Genomic DNA, 23,837 nt, shown 5'->3' on the forward strand with positions numbered 1-23,837 from the left:
CAAAAAAACACCTCCGCAAATTGACACACTTTCCTATTGGATATGCATTATACTAGTCTCAACTTAAAAAAAGAGGTGAATTGTTTGGTTGTTTACGCCGACGTTGTTTGGTTGTTAAACGCCTGCATTGATTTTCTTTTACTTTTATTAACAGCAACCGTGTTAAAAAAGAAGATCAAAAGATGGAGGCTTGTGTTAGGGGCATTTATAGGTTCAACCATTGTTATTTTTGCCTTTACTCCTTTTGCTTCTATGATGACACATCCAATTTTGAAACTACTGTACTCGTTACTTATTGTGTATACAGCATTTGGGTTTACAACGTTTAGAAACTATGCACAAACTGTTTTTACTTTTTACTTTGTAACCTTTATGGTTGGCGGAGGGTTAATTGGGACTCATTTCTTTTTGCAAACGAATGAAATGGTAAATGGATTGGTTCAATCTCAATCAATTTCTTACGGTGATCCAATTAGCTGGTTGTTTGTTGTTTTTGGTTTTCCAGTAATTTATTATTTTTCTAAAAAGCGTATTGAAAGTGTAGAGGTTACAAAAATACACTATGACCAAATTGTGAAATTGAAAATTCAATTAGCTGAAGAGGAACTAGAACTCGCAGGTTTAATTGATAGTGGGAACCAACTTTACGACCCGTTAACAAAAACACCCGTTATGATTATGCATATTTCATCATTAGAGCATTGCTTGCCAGCTTGGTTAACAGAACAAATTTATTCCAAAACAGAGATTCCTCAAATACCAGAAAATGATTCTGGCTGGGCGACAAAATTACGCTTAATTCCTTTCAGAGCAGTAGGAGTAGAGAATCAATTTTTATGGGCAATTAAGCCAGACAGTGTGCAAATTTATCATGAAGGTAGTTCTATTGTAGTCAGCAAAGTATTGATTGGATTAAATACACAACAGTTGTCAACCAATGGAGAGTATCAATGTATTGTGCATCCGAAAATGTTAATTTCGCAAAAAATGGTAATTGCTTAATAATGGGAGGCGGGATAATATGATGAAATTAAAATTTTATTTAGTATACCTTTGGTATAAAGTATTGTTGAAATTAGGAATTAAGACCGATGAAATTTATTATATCGGTGGAAGTGAAGCGTTGCCACCACCGTTAACGAAAGAAGAAGAGGAAGTTCTTTTGAATAAATTGCCAAAAGGAGATCAGGCAGCAAGATCGTTACTGATTGAACGCAACTTACGCTTAGTTGTATATATAGCAAGAAAGTTTGAAAATACAGGGATAAATATTGAAGATTTGATTAGTATAGGAACAATTGGCCTTATTAAAGCAGTGAATACATTTAATCCGGAAAAGAAAATAAAATTAGCGACATATGCCTCACGTTGTATAGAAAATGAAATTTTAATGCATTTGCGTCGGAATAATAAAAATCGTTCAGAAGTTTCTTTTGACGAACCGCTTAACATCGATTGGGATGGGAATGAACTTTTGTTATCAGATGTATTAGGTACAGATGATGATATTATTACAAAAGATTTAGAAGCTACTGTAGATCGTCATCTTCTAATGAAAGCATTGCATCAATTAAATGATCGTGAAAAACAAATTATGGAACTTCGGTTTGGGCTTGCTGGAGAAGAGGAAAAGACGCAAAAAGATGTGGCGGATATGCTTGGGATTTCACAGTCATACATTTCGCGTTTAGAAAAAAGAATCATAAAAAGATTACGAAAAGAATTTAATAAAATGGTGTAAAGAATAAGACCAGCCGTTATCTAGGCTGGTCTTATTCTCTTTCGTTGTATGAGAAGAGACAACGAAAATGAAAAATGAAGAGAAAACCGCATGCATAAAATCCCCTTCAAAGGAAATACTTTACACTGTACAGCAACTCCCGATAGGAGGGAACACTTTGACGAGAAACAAAGTAGAAATTTGCGGTGTTGATACAGCTAAACTTCCCGTACTAAAAAATGATGAAATGCGTAAATTATTTCGTGAAATGCAAAGTGGAGAGATAAGCGCAAGAGAGAAATTAGTGAATGGAAACTTACGTCTTGTACTGAGCGTCATCCAAAGATTTAATAACAGAGGAGAATATGTTGACGATTTATTTCAAGTTGGTTGCATCGGACTTATGAAATCCATTGATAACTTTGATTTAGGCCAAAATGTAAAATTTTCAACGTATGCTGTGCCGATGATTATTGGGGAAATACGCAGATATTTGCGTGATAATAATCCGATTCGCGTATCTCGATCATTACGAGATATTGCGTATAAAGCGTTACAAGTAAGAGAGAAATTGATTGCAGAAAATTCAAAAGAACCAACAGCAATGGATATTGCAAAAGTGCTTGAAGTGACTCATGAAGAAATTGTTTTTGCATTAGATGCGATTCAAGATCCAGTTTCATTATTTGAACCGATTTATAACGATGGGGGAGATCCTATCTTTGTTATGGATCAGTTAAGTGATGAAAAACAAAAGGACGAGCAGTGGGTTGAAGAGTTAGCACTGAAAGAAGGGATGAAGCGTTTAAATGATCGTGAGAAAATGATTATTCGAAAACGTTTCTTTCAAGGAAAGACACAAATGGAAGTTGCAGAAGAGATTGGGATTTCTCAAGCACAAGTGTCACGTTTAGAGAAATCAGCTATTAAACAAATGAATAAGACGATTCAAGGATAAGGTTTCACCATTTATGGTGAAACCTTTTTATATGTAATATAGTTTGTCTTCGCTCATAGTAGGGAAGCTGTGTTCATATAATGAAAATAATATGGGATTAGTAGAGGGTGCTTCCTGTTAATTTGAGAAACAGTGTTTTTTCAATTCGTCATATATAAGGGAGAGGATGAAAATGATAAGAATTTCGGAGTTGCAGATGAAAGAGATAATAAATGTTTCAGATGGAAAAAGGCTTGGGAATATTGGAGATATTGAAATTGATATGAACACAGGGAAGATCGGGGCTATTATTATTTCCAAACAGGCACGTATGTTAGGGATCTTTGGGAAGGATGTAGAAATTGTAATTCCTTGGGAGGAAATTATGAAAATTGGGGAAGATGTCATACTTGTTAGAGTAAATCCTGTTAATTCTGTAACAGAATCAATACAAACACCGACAATTTCATAAAGAATATTACAAATTCCTCTTTTTTTTCTGTTGGCATTATGAAAAAATAAAAGTATGGTAAAATAGACAGGAAGTACCATGCTTTTTTATGTTATTTTAATTAAAAGGAGTCACTTTATGAGACAACCATTTAAATATGTGGACGGTATACTGTATTTACAAGCGTGGAAAGAACTTGGAAACATTACTGCTGGATTTACGACAAAAGATGGTGGGGTAAGTACGGGCTCCTTTCATGCGATGAATTTAGGATTACATGTGAATGATATCGTGGAGAACGTTCATGAAAACAGACGCATTTTAGCAAATAAGTTACAAAAACCATTAGAAAACTGGATTTGCTCTGAACAAGTTCATGATCATCATGTTGAAAAAGTAGGACAACAGGAAAAAGGAAGTGGCGTCTATTCATATGAAGACGGCATTTCAAAAACAGATGGTATTTATACGACTAATAATGATGTTCTTCTAACATCATGTTACGCGGATTGTGTTCCACTCTATTTTTATGCACCATCACATGGTATGATAGGACTTGCGCATGCTGGATGGAAAGGGACTGTAAAAGAGATTGCAAAGGAAATGATTCAAAAATGGAATGCAGAAGGGATTTCAAGTGATGAAATTCATGTTGCAATTGGACCAGCAATTGGATCTTGTTGTTACGTTGTTGATGATCGAGTGTTAACAGCAGCAGAGCAAGTAGTAAACGGCTCTGTCCCTTATAAAAAAATTTCTGATGGGCAGTACGCAATTAATTTAAAAGAAATTAATCGTATATTATGTGTACAATCAGGCATAAAAGAAGAGAATATTGTAATGTCATCTCTTTGTACAAGCTGTGAAGAACAACTATTTTTCTCTCATCGTCGTGATCAAGGTAAGACAGGAAGAATGTTGAGTTTCATAGGTTTTAAGGAGGAAGAAAGCAAGTGACAGTACAAAAAAATTTAACAACTGTAAATGAAGCAATTAAACAATCTTGCGTACGAGCGGGACGTTCGTTGCAAGATATTAAACTCGTTGCGGTTACAAAAACGGTAGGAATTGAAAAAACAAACGAAGTAATTGAAGCTGGAATTATCGATTTAGGTGAAAATAGAAATGAAGGTTTCTTACAGAAGTACGAACATTTCGGTTCAAAAGTGAATTGGCATTTTATTGGATCATTACAAACGAGAAAAGTAAAAGAAATCATTAATGAAATTGATTATTTACATTCGTTAGATCGTCTTTCACTTGCAAAAGAAATTCAAAAACGTGCTGATAAGAAAGTGAAATGTTTTATTCAAGTGAAAACATCATCTGAAGAATCAAAGCAAGGATTGGCAATAGAAGAAACCATTTCTTTTATTCAAAGTTTGCAAGAATTGGATAAGATTGAAGTGGTTGGACTAATGACAATGGCTCCGTTTACAGAAGAAGAGGAAGAAATCAGACGCTGTTTTAAGGAGTTGTGTATGCTACAAACAGAGGTGCAGGAGCTAGAATTATTACATGCGCCATGTAAAGAATTATCAATGGGAATGTCTAATGATTACACGATTGCAATTGAAGAAGGTGCTACATATATTCGTTTGGGGACGATTTTAGTAGGAAAAGCGTAAAAGGAAGGAGAATCTTATTATGAGTTGGTCAAAAGTAAAATACTTCTTTTTTGATACACCGGAAGAAAAAGAAGCAGCTCAATATAGTTATGAAAAGGAGCAAACAGACATGAAGAAGCAGCAAGATCCGCCAGAACAACAAGATGTTGCGTTTCCAAAAGCGCAACCGAAACAAAATGTTGTGAGCATTGAAACGGCAAAGCAATCTTCAAAAGTTGTTTTATTAGAACCACGCACATATTCGGAAGCACAAGGGATTTCGGACCATTTAAAAGGTAGACGAGCTGTTGTGATTAATTTACAACGAATGTCTACTGATCAAGCTGTACGTATCGTTGACTTTTTAAGTGGTACTGTATACGCTATAGGCGGGGACATTCAAAAAATAGGACCGAAAACATTTATGTGTACCCCTGAAAATGTAGATATTGTTGGTGCAATTTCAGAGTTATTCGGTGAAGAAGAAGACACAAATATAAAGAGGTGGTAATACGCCATGGTAACAGTTTTAAACGTTTTAATTACTGCTATCGAGATCTACTCGTGGGCACTTATTATTTACATTCTTCTATCATGGTTCCCTGGTGCAAAGGAATCAACTTTTGGAGAAATTCTTGCGCGTATTTGTGAACCGTATTTAGAACCGTTTCGCAGATTTATTCCGCCGCTTGGTATGATTGATATCTCTCCACTCGTTGCGATTTTCACGTTAAAGCTTGCTACGAATGGTTTAATAAGTATATTCAACTATTTCTTATAGTAAGAGGTTAAATACATGAGCATCTATGAACATTTCAGACCCGATGAAGAGGTCTTTGTGGATAAGGTGTTAGAGTGGAAGCGAGCAGCGGAGTACCATCAAGTGAAGTTAACAGACTTCCTTGATCCAAGACAACAACAAATTGTCACTATGGTAATAGGACAAGGGGATGTTGCTGTACAGTTTGATGGTGCAACGCCTCATGCAGAGCGTAAGAGAGCACTCATTTATCCGGACTATCTAGTAGTGAATGAAGAGGAATTTCAAGTAGAAGTATTGGAAATTGACTATCCTTCCAAGTTTTATACGCTAGAACATAGGCAAATATTAGGTACATTTATGTCTCTTGGTTTAACGAGAGAAAAATGTGGTGATATTTTGCTTCAAGAAGATCGTGCCCAAATTGTAGTCGCGAAAGAAGTTGTATCTTATATTGAGATGAACTTACAATCTATAGGGAAAGTGAAAGTCTCCTTATCACCAGTGCAAGGAGAAAAAATTCTACAGATGCAAGAAACGTGGGGAGAGAAATCTGGAACGGTTTCTTCACTTCGTTTAGATGTTATGTTAGCTGAAATGTTACATATATCCAGACAAAAAGTACAACCTTTCATAAAAAATGGTTTAGTAAAAGTTAATTGGAAAACAGTGGAGCAAACTTCTTATGAATGTTATCCAGGAGATGTTTTTTCAGTGAGAGGATATGGACGAAGTAAATTGTTTTCTGTAGAAGGTAGAACAAAGCGCGACAAATGGAGAATTTTGTATGGTATACTAAAATGATTGGTTTTTTAGAAGGAAATCCTCCTATTTTGTCGAAGAAAAGATATAATTGAAATAGGAAATTTAGATAACTACTTGGAGGTGGCGTTGTGCCGTTAACACCATTAGATATTCATAACAAAGAATTTGGTCGCGGATTCCGTGGCTATGATGAAGATCAAGTAAATGAGTTTCTTGATCAAATTATCAAAGATTATGAATTAGTCATTCGTGAGAAAAAAGCTTTAGAAGAAAAAGTTGCGCAATTAGAAGGGAAGTTAGATCATTTCTCTAATATTGAAGATACGTTAAACAAATCTATCATCGTTGCACAAGAAGCAGCGGAAGAAGTAAAACGTAATGCGCAAAAAGAAGCAAAATTAATCGTACGTGAAGCTGAAAAGAATGCAGACCGTATTATTAACGAAGCGTTAGTAAAATCAAGAAAAGTTGCCTTTGATATTGAAGAGCTAAAGAAACAAGCGAAAGTATTCCGTACTCGTTTCCGTATGTTATTAGAAACACAGCTTGAAATGTTAAACAACGATGATTGGGATAAACTAATTGAGTTAGAAGACGAAGTAGATGAACTGTTGAAAAAAGAAGAAACAGTGTAAGCTTGACGTTTTTCTCATTATTACATATAATTTTAAACAACATATTTATTAAGAAAAACGAAGATAGGGATAAGTACCTTTTTCATACCTTATATAGCGAACTGAGGATGGTGTAAGCTCAGGATAAGGAGATAATGGGAATATCACCCTGGAGTTCCGCGCTGAACAAACAGAGTAAGCGTAGGCGTATATTCGCGTTAAGAATATAAAGAGGATTGTATACATACGTATAGGATCTACTAGGGTGGTACCGCGGGAGACTTTCTCGTCCCTTTTTGGGATGAGAAGGTCTCTTTTTTATTCCGTTTTTTAAGTGTTTCTTTTATACATGTAAGGAGGAATTGAGCATGGAGTACAAAAATACATTACTAATGCCAAAAACAGAGTTCCCAATGCGTGGGAATTTACCAAAACGTGAGCCTGCAATGCAAGAACAGTGGGCTGAAATGAATATTTATGAAAAGGTACAAGAACATACGAAAGGTCGTCCTTTATTTGTACTGCATGATGGACCTCCATATGCGAATGGTGACATTCATATGGGACATGCATTAAATAAAGTGCTAAAAGACTTTATTGTTCGTTATAAGTCAATGACAGGTTACTGCGCACCATATGTACCGGGTTGGGATACACACGGTTTACCAATTGAGCAAGCTTTAACAAATAAAGGTGTAAAGCGTAAAGAAATGACAGTTGCTGAGTTCCGTAAGTTATGTGCAGAGTATGCATATGAACAAGTAGAACGTCAACGTGAACAATTTAAGCGTTTAGGTGTACGTGCAGATTGGGATAACCCATATATTACTTTAGAGCCGGCTTATGAAGCGCAACAAATTAAAGTGTTCGGTGATATGGCGAAAAAAGGTTATATCTATAAAGGGCAGAAACCAGTTTACTGGTCTCCAACGAGTGAATCAGCTTTAGCAGAAGCTGAAATTGAATACCAAGATAAAAAATCAGCATCTATTTACGTAGCATTCCCTGTAAAAGACGGAAAGAACGTATTAGAAGGTGATGAGAAATTCATTATCTGGACAACAACACCTTGGACATTACCTGCAAACTTAGGTATTTCTGTTCACCCAGAACTTGAATACGCTATTGTAAAAGTAAATGATGAAAAATATATTATTGCTTCTGAACTATTTGAGACAGTTGCAAAAACGTTAGAGTGGGAAAATGCTGAAGTTGTGAAAACGGTAAAAGGTAGCGAACTTGAGTATACAGTTGCAAAACATCCATTCTACGATCGTGATTCATTAGTTATGCTAGGAGATCACGTAACAACAGATGCAGGTACAGGTTGTGTTCATACAGCACCAGGACACGGGGAAGATGACTTCGTTGTTGGTAAAAAGTATGGATTAGAAGTACTTTGCCCAGTTGATGATAAAGGTGTATTAACAAATGAAGCACCTGGATTTGAAGGCTTATTCTATGATAAAGCTAACAAGCCAATTACAGAAAAATTAGAAGAAGTAGGCGCGTTACTGAAACTAACATTCATTACGCATTCATACCCGCATGATTGGAGAACGAAAAAACCAATTATTTTCCGTGCGACAGCACAGTGGTTTGCATCTATTGAAGCGTTCCGTAAAGAATTATTAGAAGCTGTTGCGGAAACAAAATGGGTACCAGCATGGGGAGAAACTCGTCTTCATAATATGGTTCGTGACCGTGGTGACTGGTGTATTTCTCGTCAGCGTGCATGGGGTGTGCCAATCCCTGTATTCTATGCAGAGAATGGTGATCCAATTATTACAGATGAAACAATTAACCATGTAGCAGATTTATTCCGTGAGCACGGTTCTAACGTATGGTTTGAGCGTGAAGCGAAAGATCTATTACCAGAAGGATTTACACATACAGGTAGCCCAAATGGTGAATTCCGTAAAGAAACAGACATCATGGATGTATGGTTCGATTCAGGTTCTTCTCACCAAGCAGTATTAGAAGAGCGCGAAGACTTACAACGTCCAGCTGATTTATATTTAGAAGGATCTGACCAGTATCGTGGTTGGTTTAACTCTTCATTATCAACAGCAGTTGCTGTAACAGGTAAAGCTCCATATAAAGGCGTACTAAGCCATGGTTTCGTATTAGATGGTGAAGGACGTAAAATGAGTAAGTCGATTGGAAACATCGTCGTACCGAAGAAAATTATGGATCAATTAGGTGGAGATATTTTACGCTTATGGGTATCTTCTGTTGACTATCAATCTGATGTACGTATTTCAGATGATATTTTAAAACAAGTAGCAGAAGTGTATCGTAAAATCCGTAACACATTCCGTTTCTTATTAGGAAACTTAGATGACTTTAAGCCAAGTGAAAATACAGTAGCTGTAGCTGAACTTCGTGAAGTAGATCGTTACATGTTAGTGAAATTAAATGACTTAATTACAAAAGTAAAAGAAGCATATGAAACATACGACTTCGCTGCTGTGTATCATGCAATTCATAACTTCTGTACAATTGATTTAAGTTCATTCTACTTAGACTTTGCAAAAGACATTTTATACATTGAAGGTGCAAACCATGAAGATCGTCGTGCAATTCAAACTGTATTATATGATGTTCTTGTTGCATTGACGAAACTTGTAACACCAATCTTACCGCATACAGCTGATGAAGTATGGCCATACATTCCGGGTGTAACAGAAGAAAGTGTACAATTAACTAATATGCCAGAAGCTGTACAATTAGATGGTGCGGAAGCATTAAAAACAAAATGGGATGCATTTATGACGCTGCGTGATGACGTATTAAAAGCGTTAGAAGTAGCTCGTAATGAGAAAGTAATCGGTAAGTCATTAAATGCAAGTATTACGCTATATCCGACTGTAGAAATGAAAACTATGTTAGAGTCTATTAGCGAAGACTTAAAGCAATTATTCATCGTTTCTGAGTATAAACTTGGTGGTATGATGGAAGAAGCGCCAGCAGATGCGCCGAAGTATGAGCATACAGCGGTTGCTGTTGCTCAAGCAACTGGTGAAACATGTGAACGTTGTTGGGTAGTTTCAGAAACAATTGGTAAAGACGCTGAACATGAAACATTATGTGAGCGTTGTGCAACAGTTGTTAAAGAAAACTATGTAAAATAATAAAAAAACTGACTGTGCGTAAGTACAGTCAGTTTTTTTATTGATGATATATTAAAATAACTTTCACTCTCTTTCCTATGAAGGAAAAATGTGTGTGAGGTAAGCATAGAAATTTCGGACACACTAATCGTACATTGCAGCTGGGAGGAATGTACACGTGAATGAAATGTATATGGAAATCAAAGAAGAATTGCAATTGATGCGAAAAGAGTTACAAGAGAGGCTAGCTAAAGAGGTCATGCACAAATATGATACAGAGTTTAGCGAAGAGCTTGGATATGAAATTAAGGAAGAGATAAAGAAAAAACTCCTATTACATGATATAAAAGAGGACTTAAAAGATGTAGAACGTGCATTATTTAAAATGGAAATAGATATGTATGGTATTTGTGAAGAAACGGGGAGAGCAATTTCGGTAAAACAAATGAAGACGATGCCGACTGCCCGTACCATTCATGAATTTTTCTATGAAAAAGTAAATGTATGAATGCGCACAACGATATTATGTTACCTTTTTTTAATTTATTTTATTCTTCTATAAAGGTTCATTGTGAAAAGGTTACAGCTATGCTAAAATTTTGAGGTACACTGTCTTTGTGGGGGAAATGAAAATGATATATTATGTAATAGCGTTATTTGTCATTGCCATCGATCAAATATCGAAATGGCTAATTGTAAAGAACATGGAATTGGGTACGAGCATTCCGATTATCGATAATGTATTATACATAACATCACATCGAAATAGAGGAGCTGCCTGGGGGATTTTAGAAAATAAAATGTGGTTTTTCTACATTATTACAGTCGTTTTTGTAGTATTTATCGTAATTTATATGCAAAAATATGCGAAAACAGACAAACTTCTAGGGATTTCATTAGGTCTAATATTAGGCGGAGCAATTGGTAATTTCATTGATCGTGTATTTAGACAAGAAGTAGTGGATTTCATTCACGTGTATATTTTCTCGTACAACTATCCAGTATTCAATATAGCTGATTCAGCATTATGTATTGGTGTTGTATTAATTATTATTCAAACATTATTAGAAGGCAAGAAAACGAAGGAGTAATTGAATGAGTGAAGTAGTACAAGTAACAGTTGCAGAAGAACAAAAAAGTGAGCGAATTGATAAATTCGTTGCAGAAATAAACAGTGAATGGTCACGTTCACAAGTACAACAATGGATTAAAGATGATGTCGTTACAGTTAATGGAAAATCGGTAAAAGTGAATTACAAAGTTAAAGAAAACGATGAAATTACAGTAACGATTCCTGATCCAGAAGAGTTAGATATCCAAGCAGAAGATATGGGCTTAGAAATTTATTATGAAGATGCAGATGTACTCGTTGTAAATAAGCCACGTGGTATGGTTGTACATCCAGCTCCAGGGCATACAAGCGGTACGCTTGTAAACGGACTTATGCACCATTGTACAGACCTGTCAGGTATTAACGGTGTAATGCGTCCTGGTATTGTGCATCGTATTGATAAAGATACATCTGGACTATTAATGGTTGCTAAAAATGATGTGGCGCATGAGTCACTTGTAAATCAACTTGTAGCAAAAACAGTAACAAGACGTTACAAAGCGATTGTACACGGTGTGATTCCGCATGATAAAGGAACGATCGATGCGCCAATTGGTCGCGATAAGAAAGAACGTCAAAGCATGACAGTTGATGAAAATGGTAAGAATGCTGTTACACACTTCCAGGTGTTAGAACGCTTTAAAGATTTTACACTTGTAGAATGTCGCTTAGAAACGGGACGTACGCACCAAATTCGTGTTCATATGAAATATATTGGCTATCCACTTGCAGGAGATCCGAAGTATGGTCCGAAGAAAACATTAGACATGAATGGACAAGCACTTCACGCAGGTATTTTAGGGTTTGACCATCCTCGTACTGGTGAATATATTCAGTTTGAGGCACCGATTCCAGAAGTGTTTGAAGACGCATTAAATATTTTACGGAAATAGTATTGACAAATCATAAGAAAACTGAGATACTGACAACAGTTAAATAATGATCCTTTAACACAGCCCCGTGAGGTTGAGAAGGTAACGGTTTGAAATACATAGGGTATGCTGTACCCTTTTTTCAAAAGTCCTCTCGCACACGCTGAGAGGACTTTTTTTATACCATTACTCTCACGCAAGAAAAAAGCTTGGAGGTGTAGAGCATGCAAGAGAAAGCTGTCGTTTTAGATGACCAAATGATTCGCCGCGCTTTAACACGAATTAGTCATGAAATCGTGGAACGAAATAAAGGTGTCGATAATTGTGTTCTTGTCGGAATTAAAACTCGTGGAATTTTTATTGCACAACGTTTGGCAGAACGAATTGGTCAAATTGAAGGAAAAGAAATGGAAGTTGGAGAGCTAGATATTACGTTATATCGTGATGATCTAACACTACAATCGAAAAATGAAGAACCACTTGTAAAAGGTTCTGATATCCCTGTAGATATTACGAAGAAAAAAGTTATCCTTGTGGATGATGTATTATATACAGGAAGAACAGTTCGAGCAGCAATGGATGCTCTTATGGATTTAGGTAGACCATCACAAATCCAACTGGCGGTTCTTGTTGATAGAGGTCATCGTGAACTACCAATTCGCGCTGATTATGTAGGAAAGAACATTCCAACATCAAGTGAAGAGCGTATCGAAGTTGATTTGCAAGAGACAGATCAACAAGATCGAGTAAGCATATACGATAAGTAAAGCCCTTTTAAATGTAGTCCTGTGAGGCTGCCAAAGGGTCTTGGCTTTCATATGTCAAATTTGGCATACGAAAGTGTAGGACTCTTTGTGCACAGGCACAAAGAGTTTTTTTATTGCAAAGATTTAAACTGAAGGAGGATGTAACAATGGAACAAAAGCCAGTGTTAGACGTTAATGAAGTACCGAAACCGGGAAAATGGTTATTTTTAAGTATACAACATTTGTTCGCGATGTTTGGATCAACAGTGCTTGTTCCGTTTTTAACAGGATTGAATCCGTCAGTAGCATTAATATCAAGTGGATTAGGAACGCTAGCGTTTCTTCTTATAACGAAAGGTCAAGTACCTGCCTATCTAGGATCATCATTCGCCTTTATCGCACCGATTATAACAGCGAAAACAGCAGGTGGACCTGGAGCAGCAATGCTCGGTGGTTTGTTTGCAGGACTTGTGTACATCTTAATCTCACTCGGAATTAAGAAGTCAGGATCAGAGTGGATTATGAAATTACTTCCGCCAATCGTAGTTGGTCCAGTCGTAATGGTAATCGGTCTAGCTTTAGCACATACAGCAGTTAACATGGCGATGAACGGTGCGGATGGCAAATATAGCTTTACACACTTTTCAGTAGCATTAGTAACATTAGCAATTACAATTATCTGCTCTATATTCGGAAGAGGGTTTTTCAGTATCATACCAGTGTTACTGGGCATTATCGGCGGATATATCTTTGCTTACTTCCAAGGGCTAGTAAACTTAAAGCCGGTAGCTGAGGCAAAATGGTTTGTTGTACCAGATTTCACAGTACCATTTGTAACATATACTCCGGAGTTTTCGTGGAAGATTGTACTCTTGATGGTACCAGTTGCACTAGTAACAATTTCAGAACATATCGGACATCAAATTGTACTTGGAAATGTTATTAAAAGAGATTTAATTGAAAAACCAGGTTTACATCGCTCAATCTTCGGTGATGGAATAGCAACATTGATTGCATCACTAATAGGTGGACCACCGAATACAACGTATGGTGAAAACATCGGTGTGTTAGCAATTACGAGAGCATACAGTGTATACTTATTCATCGGCTCAGCAGTGTTTGCAATCATGTTCGGATTTATCGGTAAGATTTCTGCACTGATTCATTCGATCCCAACACCAGTTATGGGTGGTGTATCAATCTTACTATTCGGTGTAATTGCATCAAGCGGATTACGCATGATGGTAGATGATAAAACAGACCTAAGTGACAAACGAAACTTAATGATTGCATCAGTAATACTAGTAATCGGTATTGGTGGAGCGGTACTCCACGTAGGAGAATCGTTCCAAGTAGAAGGAATGGCACTAGCAGCAATTGTAGGTGTACTATTAAATCTACTACTACCAGAAACGAAACAAATAAAACAATCTAAGCAGATTGCTTCATAATAATAACCTTTTAATTCAGTCCTGTGAGACCGGAAAGGGTGGCTTCTTCCTTGCACCCTAGTCTCAAATGACTAGGGTATTTTTATACAAAAGTTGTTATAAAAATACAAAAGTGGTAACATAAAAATCAGAAAGATGAGGGATGACGATGAGCCATTTGTTAACGATGAGTGAATTATCAGAAGTAGAAATTTCAGAAATCCTAAAAGACGCAGAAGATTTCGCGAATGGAAAAGAGAGCAAAACGACAGAGCAAACTTTTGTTGCGAACTTGTTCTTTGAGAATAGTACGAGAACGAGATTTAGCTTTGAAGTTGCTGAGAAGAGATTAGGACTTGAAGTTTTAAACTTTTCAGCGGATGCATCAAGCGTACAAAAAGGAGAAACTTTATACGATACGATAAGAACACTGGAATCAATCGGAACAAAAGCGGTGATCGTCCGCCATGAGCAAGATCGCTACTTCGATGAACTAAAAGAACAGGTAAATATCCCAATCTTAAACGCTGGAGATGGATGTGGAAACCATCCAACGCAGTGCCTACTCGATCTTCTTACAATTAAACAAGAGTTTGGAAGATTTGAAGGATTAAAGATTGCGATAGTAGGAGATGTTCGTCATAGCCGAGTAGCACGTTCTAATGCAGAAGCATTAACGAAACTGGGTGCAACAATTTACTTTGCAAGTCCAGAAGAGTGGAAAGATGAAGACAGCACGTTTGGAACATACAAACCATTAGATGAACTTGTTCCAGAAGTGGATGTAATGATGTTACTTCGTGTACAACATGAGCGTCATGATCATTATGAAACAGACATTATGAAAGAGTATCATGAGAAACACGGATTAACAGTGGAAAGAGAAAAGCGTATGAAAGAAGGAAGCATTATTATGCATCCAGCTCCTGTAAACCGTGATGTTGAAATTGCAAGTGAACTTGTTGAGTGTGAGCGTTCACGCATATTTAAACAAATGGAAAATGGAGTTTACGTAAGAATGGCTGTACTAAAACGCGCCTTACCAAATGTATTAGGAGGAATGAAACATGAATTACTTGTTTAAAAATGGTCGTTATATGAATGAAGAAGGAAAAATCGTAGCAACAGATCTTCTCGTACAAGACGGTAAAATCGCTAAGGTAGCAGAAAATATTACGGCAGATAATGCTGAAGTAATCGATGTGAACGGAAAGTTAATCGCACCTGGATTAGTAGATGTACACGTACATCTTCGTGAACCAGGTGGTGAACATAAAGAAACAATTGAAACAGGTACACTAGCAGCGGCAAAAGGTGGGTTCACTACAATTTGTGCAATGCCAAATACACGCCCAGTACCAGATTGCAGAGAACATATGGAAGACTTGCAAAATCGTATTAAAGAAAAAGCGCATGTCAACGTACTACCATACGGAGCAATTACAGTACGCCAAGCTGGTTCTGAAATGACAGATTTCGAAACATTAAAAGAACTTGGAGCATTTGCTTTCACTGATGACGGTGTAGGCGTACAAGATGCTAGCATGATGTTAGCTGCTATGAAGCGTGCAGCGAAATTAAATATGGCAGTAGTTGCGCATTGTGAAGAGAATACTCTTATTAATAAAGGTTGTGTACATGAAGGGAAGTTTTCTGAGAAACACGGATTAAACGGTATCCCATCAGTATGTGAATCTGTACATATTGCAAGGGATATACTGCTTGCTGAAGCGGCAGATTGTCACTATCACGTATGTCACGTAAGTACGAAAGGTTCTGTACGCGTAATTCGAGATGCGAAACGCGCTGGAATTAAAGTAACAGCAGAAGTAACACCTCATCACTTAGTGTTATGTGAAGATGATATCCCATCAGCTGATCCTAACTTTAAAATGAACCCGCCGCTTCGTGGAAAAGAAGATCACGCAGCACTAATTGAAGGTTTATTAGATGGAACAATTGATATGATCGCAACTGATCATGCACCGCATACAGCGGAAGAGAAAGCGCAAGGAATTGAAAGAGCACCATTCGGAATTACTGGTTTTGAAACAGCATTCCCACTTCTATACACAAACCTTGTGAAAAAAGGAATTATTACATTAGAGCAGTTAATTCAATTCTTAACAGAAAAACCAGCTGATACATTCGGCTTAGAAGCAGGTCGCCTGAAAGAAGGTAGAACAGCTGATATTACAATCATTGATTTAGAACAAGAAGAAGAGATTGACCCAACAACATTCTTATCAAAAGGAAAAAATACACCATTCGCAGGTTGGAAATGCCAAGGATGGCCGGTAATGACAATCGTTGGTGGTAAGATCGCATGGCAAAAGGAGAGTGCATTAGTATGAAAAGACAACTTATCTTAGAAGATGGAACAGTATTAATTGGAAAAGGTTTCGGAGGAGAAATCGAAAAGTCAGGTGAGGTTGTATTTACAACAGGAATGACTGGATATCAAGAAACATTATCTGATCCATCATATTGCGGTCAAATCGTAACATTCACGTACCCATTAATCGGAAACTACGGCATCAACCGTGACGATTTTGAATCAATTCACCCATCTGTAAATGGTTTAATCGTAAACGAAATTTGTGATCATCCATCAAACTTCCGTAATGAAATTTCGTTAAATGATTACTTAAAAGAAAGAAATATCCCAGGGTTAGCAGGAATTGATACAAGAAAATTAACGAGAAAAATTCGTCAATACGGTACATTACGTGGACGTCTATGTAACATGGATGCAGATGTAGAATACATCGTGAGCCAATTAAAAGCGACAGTATTTACAGATCACGTGAAACGCGTATCAACGAAAGATCCATACCCAAGCCCAGGCCGTGGACACCGAGTTGTACTTGTAGACTTCGGAATGAAACATGGTATTTTACGAGAATTAAATAAACGTGACTGTGATGTAATTGTAGTACCTTACAATACAACAGCAGAAGAAATTTTACGTCTTAGCCCAGATGGAATTATGTTAAGTAACGGACCTGGAGATCCAAAAGATGTACCAGAAGCAATTGAAATGTTAAAAAACATTATCGGTAAAGTTCCTTTATTCGGAATTTGCTTAGGACATCAACTATTCGCTCTAGCATCTGGTGCGAATACAAGTAAGTTAAAATTCGGTCACCGTGGTTTAAACCATCCGGTAAAACATCTTGCAACTGGAAAAGTAGCAATTACATCTCAAAATCATGGTTACGCAGTAGAAGAAGAATCAGTTAAAAATACAGAACTTGAAATTACACATGTTGCTTTAAATGATGGAACAGTAGAAGGTCTTCGTCATACGAAGTTCCCAGCATTTACAGTACAATACCATCCAGAAGCTTCTGCAGGACCAGAAGATGCAAACGATTTGTTCGAAGATTTCTTAGCAATGATTGAAAACTTCAAGAAAGAAGGGGAAGAGTTATGCCAAAACGCCTAGACATTAACACAATTTTAGTAATCGGATCAGGACCAATTGTAATTGGGCAAGCAGCAGAGTTTGACTACTCTGGTACACAAGCTTGTCAATCTCTTAGAGAAGAAGGTTACAAAGTAATCCTTGTTAACTCTAACCCAGCAACAATTATGACAGATACTGCAACGGCAGATAAAGTATATATAGAACCATTAACACTAGAATTCGTAAGCCGTATCATTCGTAAAGAACGTCCAGATGCAATCTTACCAACATTAGGTGGTCAAACAGGCCTGAATATGGCTGTTGAACTTGCGAAATCAGGCATACTTGAAGAGTGCGGAGTTGAAATTTTAGGAACAAAATTATCAGCAATCGAGCAAGCGGAGGATCGTGATTTATTCCGTACCTTAATGCAGGAATTAAATGAACCAATTCCATCTAGTACCATTATTCATACGCTAGAAGAAGCTCATGAATTTGTAAAAGAAATTGGATATCCAGTTATTGTTCGCCCAGCATTTACAATGGGGGGAACAGGTGGCGGAATCTGTAGTAATGAAGAAGAACTAATTGAAATCGTATCAGGTGGATTAAAACATAGTCCGGTAACACAATGTTTATTAGAAAAGAGCATTGCTGGTTGTAAGGAAATTGAATATGAAGTAATGCGTGATTCAAATGATAACGCGATTGTAGTATGTAACATGGAAAATATCGATCCAGTTGGGGTTCACACAGGTGATTCTATCGTTGTAGCACCGAGCCAAACATTAAGTGACCGTGAATATCAAATGTTACGAAACACTTCATTACGAATTATTCGTGCATTAGGAATTGAAGGTGGATGTAACGTTCAGCTTGCACTTGATCCATATAGCTTCCAATATTATGTAATCGAAGTAAACCCGCGTGTAAGTCGTTCATCTGCACTAGCATCTAAAGCAACTGGATATCCAATTGCGAAGCTAGCGGCAAAAATTGCAGTCGGTTTAACATTAGATGAAATTATAAATCCAGTAACACAAAAAACATATGCTTGTTTCGAACCAGCATTAGACTATGTTGTTTCAAAAATTCCACGCTGGCCATTTGATAAGTTTGAATCAGCAAACAGAACACTGGGTACACAAATGAAGGCAACTGGTGAAGTTATGTCAATTGGACGTAACTTAGAGCAATCATTATTAAAAGCGATTCGTTCTTTAGAACTTGGTGTTTATCACTTAGAGTTAGAGCATTTAAAAGAGCTTGATAAAGAGACAATGAAAAAACGCATTATAAAAGCTGATGATGAGCGACTGTTTATTGTAGCAGAAGCAATTCGTCAAGGTGTAACGAAAGAAGAAATCAACAATTGGTGTGAAATGGACTTCTTCTTCTTACAAAAAGTTGAAAATATCGTAAATATGGAACGCGAAGTAAAAGCAAATGTAGGAAATATGGAAGTATTACAATCAGCGAAAGAAATGGGCTTCAGTGACCATTACATCGCCAATTCTTGGAACAAAACAGAGCGTGAAATTTACGATATGCGTAAAGAAAGCAACATAACTCCTGTTTATAAAATGGTAGATACTTGTGCGGCAGAGTTTGAATCTGCAACACCATACTACTACAGCACATATGGTGACGAGAATGAATCAGTTAGAACAGATCGTAAGAGTGTAGTAGTTCTAGGATCTGGTCCAATCCGTATCGGTCAAGGTGTTGAGTTTGACTATGCAACAGTTCACTCTGTATGGGCAATTAAAGAAGCGGGATATGAGGCAATCATTGTTAATAACAATCCAGAAACAGTTTCAACAGACTTCAGTATTTCTGACAAATTATACTTTGAACCATTAACAATCGAAGATGTAATGCACATTATCGATTTAGAAAAACCAGAAGGTGTTATCGTCCAATTCGGTGGACAAACGGCAATTAACTTAGCTGCTAAATTAGAGGCTCATGGTGTGAAAATCTTAGGAACATCACTTGAAGATTTAGACCGTGCAGAAGATCGTGATAAGTTTGAAGCAGCTCTAACACAACTTGGTATCCCGCAACCAGTTGGTAAAACAGCAACGACTGTAGAGCAAGCGGTAGCAATCGCTGACAAAATTGGTTACCCAGTATTAGTAAGACCATCTTACGTACTAGGTGGACGCGCGATGGAAATCGTATATCGTCAAGAAGAACTGCTGCACTACATGAAAAATGCGGTTAAAGTTCACGCAGATCATCCAGTATTAATCGATCGTTACATGGTTGGTAAAGAAATTGAAGTAGATGCAATTTCAGACGGTGAGAATGTATTCATTCCAGGTATTATGGAACATATTGAACGCGCTGGAGTTCACTCTGGTGACTCAATCGGAGTATATCCACCGCAAAGCTTATCTGCAAAACTAAAAGAACAAATTATTGAACATACAATTGCACTTGGAAAAGGTTTAAACATTGTTGGATTACTAAACATTCAGTTTGTAGTATTCAAAGATGAAGTGTATGTAATTGAAGTAAATCCACGTGCGAGCCGTACAGTACCATTCTTAAGTAAAATTACAGGCGTACCGATGGCGAATGTTGCAACGAAAGTTATTTTAGGTCAAGATCTTGTAGAACAAGGATATGGAACTGGTTATCACCCAGAAGAGAAAGAAGTGTATGTAAAAGCACCGGTATTCTCATTTGCGAAGCTACGTTCAGTTGATACAACATTAGGACCTGAAATGAAATCAACAGGGGAAGTAATGGGTAAAGACTTAACACTTGAAAAAGCATTATACAAAGGGTTAGTTGCTTCAGGAATTAACATCCCAACGCACGGATCAGTAATCATCACTGTAGCGGATAAAGATAAAGAAGAAGCAATGGAAATTGCAAAACGTTTCCACGAAATCGGCTATAACTTATTAGCAACAGCTGGAACAGCACAATCGTTAGCAGAGCAAAACATTCCAGTGCAAGTTGTAAATAAAATTGATTCTGAAGAGTACAACTTACTTGATATTATCCGTCAAGGAAAAGCACAGTTTGTAATCAATACATTAACAAAAGGCAAACAACCAGCGCGTGATGGTTTCCGCATTCGCCGTGAATCAGTAGAAAATGGTGTGGCTTGCTTAACATCACTTGATACAACGAGAGCAATCTTACGAGTACTAGAATCTATGACATTCTCAGCTCATTCAATGAAAGAAATTACGCAAACGAAGCGTCACGAGGTGGTACATGCATGATGCAAAAGCAAAATATGATCGTCGTTAACCAAAAAGAAATCGCAAAAAACATTTACGAATTAGTGCTTCAAGGGGATCTAGTGCAGCAAATGAACGATCCAGGACAGTTTGTACACATTAAGGTAGCAGAGGGCATTACGCCCCTTCTGCGCCGCCCAATTAGTATTTGTAATGTCGATCAAGACAAGAACGAATTTACAATGCTATATCGTGCGGAAGGACAAGGAACAAAAACATTAGCGAAAAGAAAACAAGGCGAACTTGTAGATGTGTTAGGACCACTTGGACATGGTTTTCCTGTAGAAGAAGCGGAAGCTGGACAAACGGCTCTATTAGTTGGAGGGGGAATTGGTGTACCACCACTATATGAATTGTCACAGCGTCTTGTAGCAAAGGGAGTACGCGTTATTCACATCTTAGGTTTCCAAACGAAAGATGTTGTCTTCTATGAAGAGAAATTCGCAGAGCTTGGTGATACGTATGTTGCAACAGTTGATGGTACGCATGGTACAGAAGGCTTTGTAACAGATGTAATTGATAGCTATGGAATCGACTTTGACATTCTATACTCATGTGGACCTTTAGCGATGCTTCGTGCATTAGAAGGACGCTATAAAGAGAGAAAAGCCTACATTTCATTAGAAGAGCGTATGGGCTGTGGCATTGGAGCATGTTTCGCATGTGTATGCCATTTACAAGCAGATCCGAGTGGACATTCTTACAAGAAGGTGTGTAGCGACGGACCAGTATTTCCAATCGGGGAGGTTGTACTATGAACAGATTGCAAGTTGAATTACCAGGGTTATCATTAAAAAATCCAATCATCCCAGCATCTGGTTGCTTCGGATTTGGTCGTGAGTATGCACAGTTCTATGATTTAAGTGTACTTGGATCAATTATGATTAAAGCGACAACAGAACAGCCTCGTTACGGAAACCCAACGCCTCGTGTTGCGGAAACACCAGGCGGAATGCTAAATGCAATCGGGCTTCAAAATCCTGGATTAGAAAAGGTAATGAATTCTGAATTACCTTTTCTTGAGCAATTTGATCTTCCGATTATTGCGAATGTTGCTGGCTCACAAGCCGAGGATTATGTAGCAGTTGCGAAAGAAATTTCAAAGGCACCTAATGTTCATGCGCTAGAATTAAATATTTCTTGTCCAAACGTTAAAACGGGTGGTATCGCTTTTGGTACGAATCCTGAAATTGCTGCTGATTTAACGAAGCGAGTAAAAGAGGTTTCTGAAGTACCGGTATATGTGAAATTGTCACCGAACGTGGCAAACATTGTGGAGATTGCAAAAGCAATTGAAAATGCGGGTGCGGACGGTTTAACGATGATTAATACATTGCTTGGTATGCGTCTAGATTTAAAAACAGCTAAACCAATTTTAGCAAACCGTACAGGCGGATTATCAGGTCCTGCGATTAAGCCAGTAGCAATTCGTATGGTACATGAAGTAAGCCAAGCGGTTAACATTCCGATTATCGGAATGGGTGGTATTGAAACTGCGGAAGATGTAATTGAATTCTTCTATGCTGGCGCAAGCGCGGTTGCAGTTGGAACAGCGAACTTTATCGATCCATTCGTATGTCCGACAATTATTGAAGAATTACCAGCATTACTAGATGAATTAGGATTTGATCACATTTCGGAATGTCAAGGAAGGAGCTGGAAGCAAACATGTCACAGTCGTTAATCGTTGCACTAGATTTTCCAGGGAAACAAGATGTAGAACAATTCTTACACCACTTTGAAGGGGAAGAGTTATTTGTCAAAGTTGGTATGGAGTTATTCTACAAAGAAGGACCTGCGATTATTACGTACTTAAAAGAAAAAGGGCATAAGATCTTCCTAGATTTAAAACTTCATGATATTCCGAATACAGTAAAAAGCGCTATGCGTAGCCTAGCTAGTCTAGATGTTGATATGGTAAATGTTCATGCTGCTGGGGGAAGCAGTATGATGAAAGCTGCGATTGAGGGATTAGAGGAAGGTAAGCAAGAAGGAAAAGAGAGACCGATTTGTATTGCAGTTACACAACTAACAAGCACTTCGGAAGCTATGATGAAAAAAGAGATTGGCATTGAGAAAACGTTAGAAGAAGCGGTTGCTCATTATGCAAAACTAACGAAAGAAAGTGGACTTGATGGTGTTGTTTGTTCAACACTTGAAGTTCCGAAATTACGTGAAGTATGCGGAAATGAATTTGTAACAGTAACACCGGGGATTCGTCTTGCAAGCGATGATGTAAATGACCAGGTGCGCGTAGCAACACCGAAACGTGCGAGGGAACTTGGCTCAAGCTACATCGTAGTTGGACGTAGTATTACAAAAGCGGAAAATCCGCTTGAAGCGTATAAAACAGTAAAACAACAGTGGGAAGGTGTAACAGTATGAAAAAAGAAATCGCATCGCATTTATTAGAAATTGGAGCAGTATTTTTACAACCGAATGATCCATTCACTTGGTCTTCAGGTATGAAATCACCAATTTATTGTGATAATCGTTTAACTTTATCTTATCCAAAAGTACGTCAAGCGATTGCAGCTGGATTAGAAGAGTTAATTAAAGAGCACTTCCCAACTGTAGAAGTTATTGCAGGAACAGCAACTGCTGGTATTGCGCACGCTGCATGGGTAAGCGATCGTATGGATTTACCAATGTGCTACGTACGTAGTAAAGCAAAAGGTCACGGTAAAGGGAACCAAATTGAAGGAAAAGCTGAAAAAGGTCAAAAAGTAGTAGTAGTAGAAGACTTAATTTCAACTGGCGGTAGTGCAATTACATGTGTAGAAGCACTTCGCGAAGCTGGATGTGAAGTATTAGGAATCGTATCAATCTTCACATACGAGCTAGAAGCAGGAAAAGAAAAACTAGAAGCAGCTAACGTAGCATCATACTCTTTAAGCGATTACAGTGCATTAACTGAAGTAGCAGCAGAAAAAGGTATGATCGGACAAGCTGAAACGAAAAAATTACAAGAGTGGCGTAAAAATCCAGCAAACGAAGCTTGGATCACAGCGTAACACGAAAAAGACGACCGCGGGGGAACGC

General features: G+C 37.5%; 24 protein-coding genes and 1 other annotated feature. All 24 genes read left to right on the forward strand.

From position 1 onward, the window contains the following. Positions 1 to 84 precede the first annotated feature (84 nt). The 24 genes from spoIIGA (at position 85) to pyrE (ending at position 23,809) form a co-directional block, all read left to right on the forward strand. Positions 85 to 1,002, forward strand: coding sequence for a sigma-E processing peptidase SpoIIGA (gene spoIIGA / locus ACUN0F_RS13500; RefSeq protein WP_327973439.1), 918 nt, complete (start codon positions 85 to 87; stop codon positions 1,000 to 1,002). A 19-nt stretch (positions 1,003 to 1,021) separates the two neighbouring features. Beyond that, a complete protein-coding gene (gene sigE / locus ACUN0F_RS13505; RefSeq protein ID WP_000976947.1) occupies positions 1,022 to 1,741 on the forward strand; it encodes an RNA polymerase sporulation sigma factor SigE in 720 nt (239 codons plus the stop codon). A 157-nt stretch (positions 1,742 to 1,898) separates the two neighbouring features. Further along, positions 1,899 to 2,678 carry an RNA polymerase sporulation sigma factor SigG gene (gene sigG, locus ACUN0F_RS13510; protein WP_000197753.1) on the forward strand — a complete coding sequence of 260 codons (780 nt, stop codon included), beginning with the start codon at positions 1,899 to 1,901 and terminating at the stop codon, positions 2,676 to 2,678. A 172-nt stretch (positions 2,679 to 2,850) separates the two neighbouring features. Next, positions 2,851 to 3,129, forward strand: a complete 279-nt coding sequence (locus tag ACUN0F_RS13515; RefSeq protein ID WP_000619413.1) for a YlmC/YmxH family sporulation protein — start codon at positions 2,851 to 2,853, stop codon at positions 3,127 to 3,129. 117 nt (positions 3,130 to 3,246) lie between these two features. Further along, positions 3,247 to 4,065 (forward strand): peptidoglycan editing factor PgeF, encoded by an 819-nt coding sequence (gene pgeF, locus ACUN0F_RS13520; RefSeq protein WP_046956465.1) that lies wholly within the window; start codon positions 3,247 to 3,249, stop codon positions 4,063 to 4,065. Beyond that, positions 4,062 to 4,736, forward strand: a complete 675-nt coding sequence (locus tag ACUN0F_RS13525) for a YggS family pyridoxal phosphate-dependent enzyme (protein ID WP_327973441.1) — start codon at positions 4,062 to 4,064, stop codon at positions 4,734 to 4,736. The genes pgeF and ACUN0F_RS13525 overlap by 4 nt, the downstream gene beginning before the upstream one ends. Positions 4,737 to 4,755: 19 nt before the next feature. Beyond that, positions 4,756 to 5,226, forward strand: coding sequence for a cell division protein SepF (locus ACUN0F_RS13530; RefSeq protein WP_000119131.1), 471 nt, complete (start codon positions 4,756 to 4,758; stop codon positions 5,224 to 5,226). 6 nt (positions 5,227 to 5,232) lie between these two features. Further along, positions 5,233 to 5,496 (forward strand): YggT family protein, encoded by a 264-nt coding sequence (locus ACUN0F_RS13535; protein ID WP_000259082.1) that lies wholly within the window; start codon positions 5,233 to 5,235, stop codon positions 5,494 to 5,496. Positions 5,497 to 5,511: 15 nt separating this feature from the next. After that, the gene (locus ACUN0F_RS13540) at positions 5,512 to 6,279 is read left to right on the forward strand and encodes a YlmH family RNA-binding protein (RefSeq protein WP_000029706.1); all 768 of its coding nucleotides are present in this window, start codon (positions 5,512 to 5,514) and stop codon (positions 6,277 to 6,279) included. An 89-nt stretch (positions 6,280 to 6,368) separates the two neighbouring features. Continuing rightward, positions 6,369 to 6,875 (forward strand): septum site-determining protein DivIVA, encoded by a 507-nt coding sequence (gene divIVA / locus ACUN0F_RS13545; protein ID WP_001131609.1) that lies wholly within the window; start codon positions 6,369 to 6,371, stop codon positions 6,873 to 6,875. A gap of 51 nt (positions 6,876 to 6,926) precedes the next feature. Beyond that, positions 6,927 to 7,151: a binding site (T-box leader), on the forward strand. Positions 7,152 to 7,222: 71 nt separating this feature from the next. Next, the gene (ileS2, locus tag ACUN0F_RS13550) at positions 7,223 to 9,988 is read left to right on the forward strand and encodes an isoleucine--tRNA ligase (RefSeq protein ID WP_445539558.1); all 2,766 of its coding nucleotides are present in this window, start codon (positions 7,223 to 7,225) and stop codon (positions 9,986 to 9,988) included. Positions 9,989 to 10,145: 157 nt separating this feature from the next. After that, the gene (locus ACUN0F_RS13555; RefSeq protein WP_001004658.1) at positions 10,146 to 10,475 is read left to right on the forward strand and encodes a hypothetical protein; all 330 of its coding nucleotides are present in this window, start codon (positions 10,146 to 10,148) and stop codon (positions 10,473 to 10,475) included. Positions 10,476 to 10,599: 124 nt separating this feature from the next. Next, a complete protein-coding gene (gene lspA, locus ACUN0F_RS13560; protein WP_000642186.1) occupies positions 10,600 to 11,058 on the forward strand; it encodes a lipoprotein signal peptidase LspA in 459 nt (152 codons plus the stop codon). A 4-nt stretch (positions 11,059 to 11,062) separates the two neighbouring features. After that, on the forward strand, positions 11,063 to 11,971 hold the full coding sequence (locus ACUN0F_RS13565; RefSeq protein ID WP_000005846.1) for an RluA family pseudouridine synthase: 909 nt from the start codon (positions 11,063 to 11,065) through the stop codon (positions 11,969 to 11,971). A gap of 203 nt (positions 11,972 to 12,174) precedes the next feature. Continuing rightward, on the forward strand, positions 12,175 to 12,717 hold the full coding sequence (gene pyrR / locus ACUN0F_RS13570; RefSeq protein WP_001156490.1) for a bifunctional pyrimidine operon transcriptional regulator/uracil phosphoribosyltransferase: 543 nt from the start codon (positions 12,175 to 12,177) through the stop codon (positions 12,715 to 12,717). Positions 12,718 to 12,863: 146 nt separating this feature from the next. Beyond that, on the forward strand, positions 12,864 to 14,147 hold the full coding sequence (uraA, locus tag ACUN0F_RS13575; RefSeq protein ID WP_000435919.1) for a uracil permease: 1,284 nt from the start codon (positions 12,864 to 12,866) through the stop codon (positions 14,145 to 14,147). Positions 14,148 to 14,295: 148 nt separating this feature from the next. Next, positions 14,296 to 15,210 carry an aspartate carbamoyltransferase gene (gene pyrB / locus ACUN0F_RS13580; RefSeq protein ID WP_000018865.1) on the forward strand — a complete coding sequence of 305 codons (915 nt, stop codon included), beginning with the start codon at positions 14,296 to 14,298 and terminating at the stop codon, positions 15,208 to 15,210. Then, positions 15,194 to 16,480, forward strand: coding sequence for a dihydroorotase (gene pyrC, locus ACUN0F_RS13585; RefSeq protein ID WP_001108374.1), 1,287 nt, complete (start codon positions 15,194 to 15,196; stop codon positions 16,478 to 16,480). The genes pyrB and pyrC overlap by 17 nt, the downstream gene beginning before the upstream one ends. Next, positions 16,477 to 17,574: a carbamoyl phosphate synthase small subunit gene (locus ACUN0F_RS13590; RefSeq protein WP_000828673.1), complete on the forward strand. Its 1,098-nt coding sequence runs from the start codon at positions 16,477 to 16,479 to the stop codon at positions 17,572 to 17,574. The genes pyrC and ACUN0F_RS13590 overlap by 4 nt, the downstream gene beginning before the upstream one ends. After that, a complete protein-coding gene (gene carB / locus ACUN0F_RS13595; RefSeq protein WP_431146423.1) occupies positions 17,559 to 20,777 on the forward strand; it encodes a carbamoyl-phosphate synthase large subunit in 3,219 nt (1,072 codons plus the stop codon). Before ACUN0F_RS13590 ends, carB begins: the two co-directional genes overlap by 16 nt. Further along, a complete protein-coding gene (gene pyrK / locus ACUN0F_RS13600) occupies positions 20,774 to 21,553 on the forward strand; it encodes a dihydroorotate oxidase B electron transfer subunit (RefSeq protein WP_000983346.1) in 780 nt (259 codons plus the stop codon). The genes carB and pyrK overlap by 4 nt, the downstream gene beginning before the upstream one ends. Next, a complete protein-coding gene (gene pyrD, locus ACUN0F_RS13605) occupies positions 21,550 to 22,479 on the forward strand; it encodes a dihydroorotate oxidase B catalytic subunit (RefSeq protein ID WP_001081053.1) in 930 nt (309 codons plus the stop codon). The genes pyrK and pyrD overlap by 4 nt, the downstream gene beginning before the upstream one ends. Continuing rightward, positions 22,464 to 23,180: an orotidine-5'-phosphate decarboxylase gene (pyrF, locus tag ACUN0F_RS13610; RefSeq protein WP_000083488.1), complete on the forward strand. Its 717-nt coding sequence runs from the start codon at positions 22,464 to 22,466 to the stop codon at positions 23,178 to 23,180. Before pyrD ends, pyrF begins: the two co-directional genes overlap by 16 nt. After that, entirely contained in the window at positions 23,177 to 23,809 is a 633-nt protein-coding gene (gene pyrE, locus ACUN0F_RS13615) for an orotate phosphoribosyltransferase (RefSeq protein ID WP_000711449.1), read from the forward strand. The genes pyrF and pyrE overlap by 4 nt, the downstream gene beginning before the upstream one ends. Positions 23,810 to 23,837: the final 28 nt, after the last annotated feature.

Source organism: Bacillus sp. 1A (genome assembly GCF_052682215.1).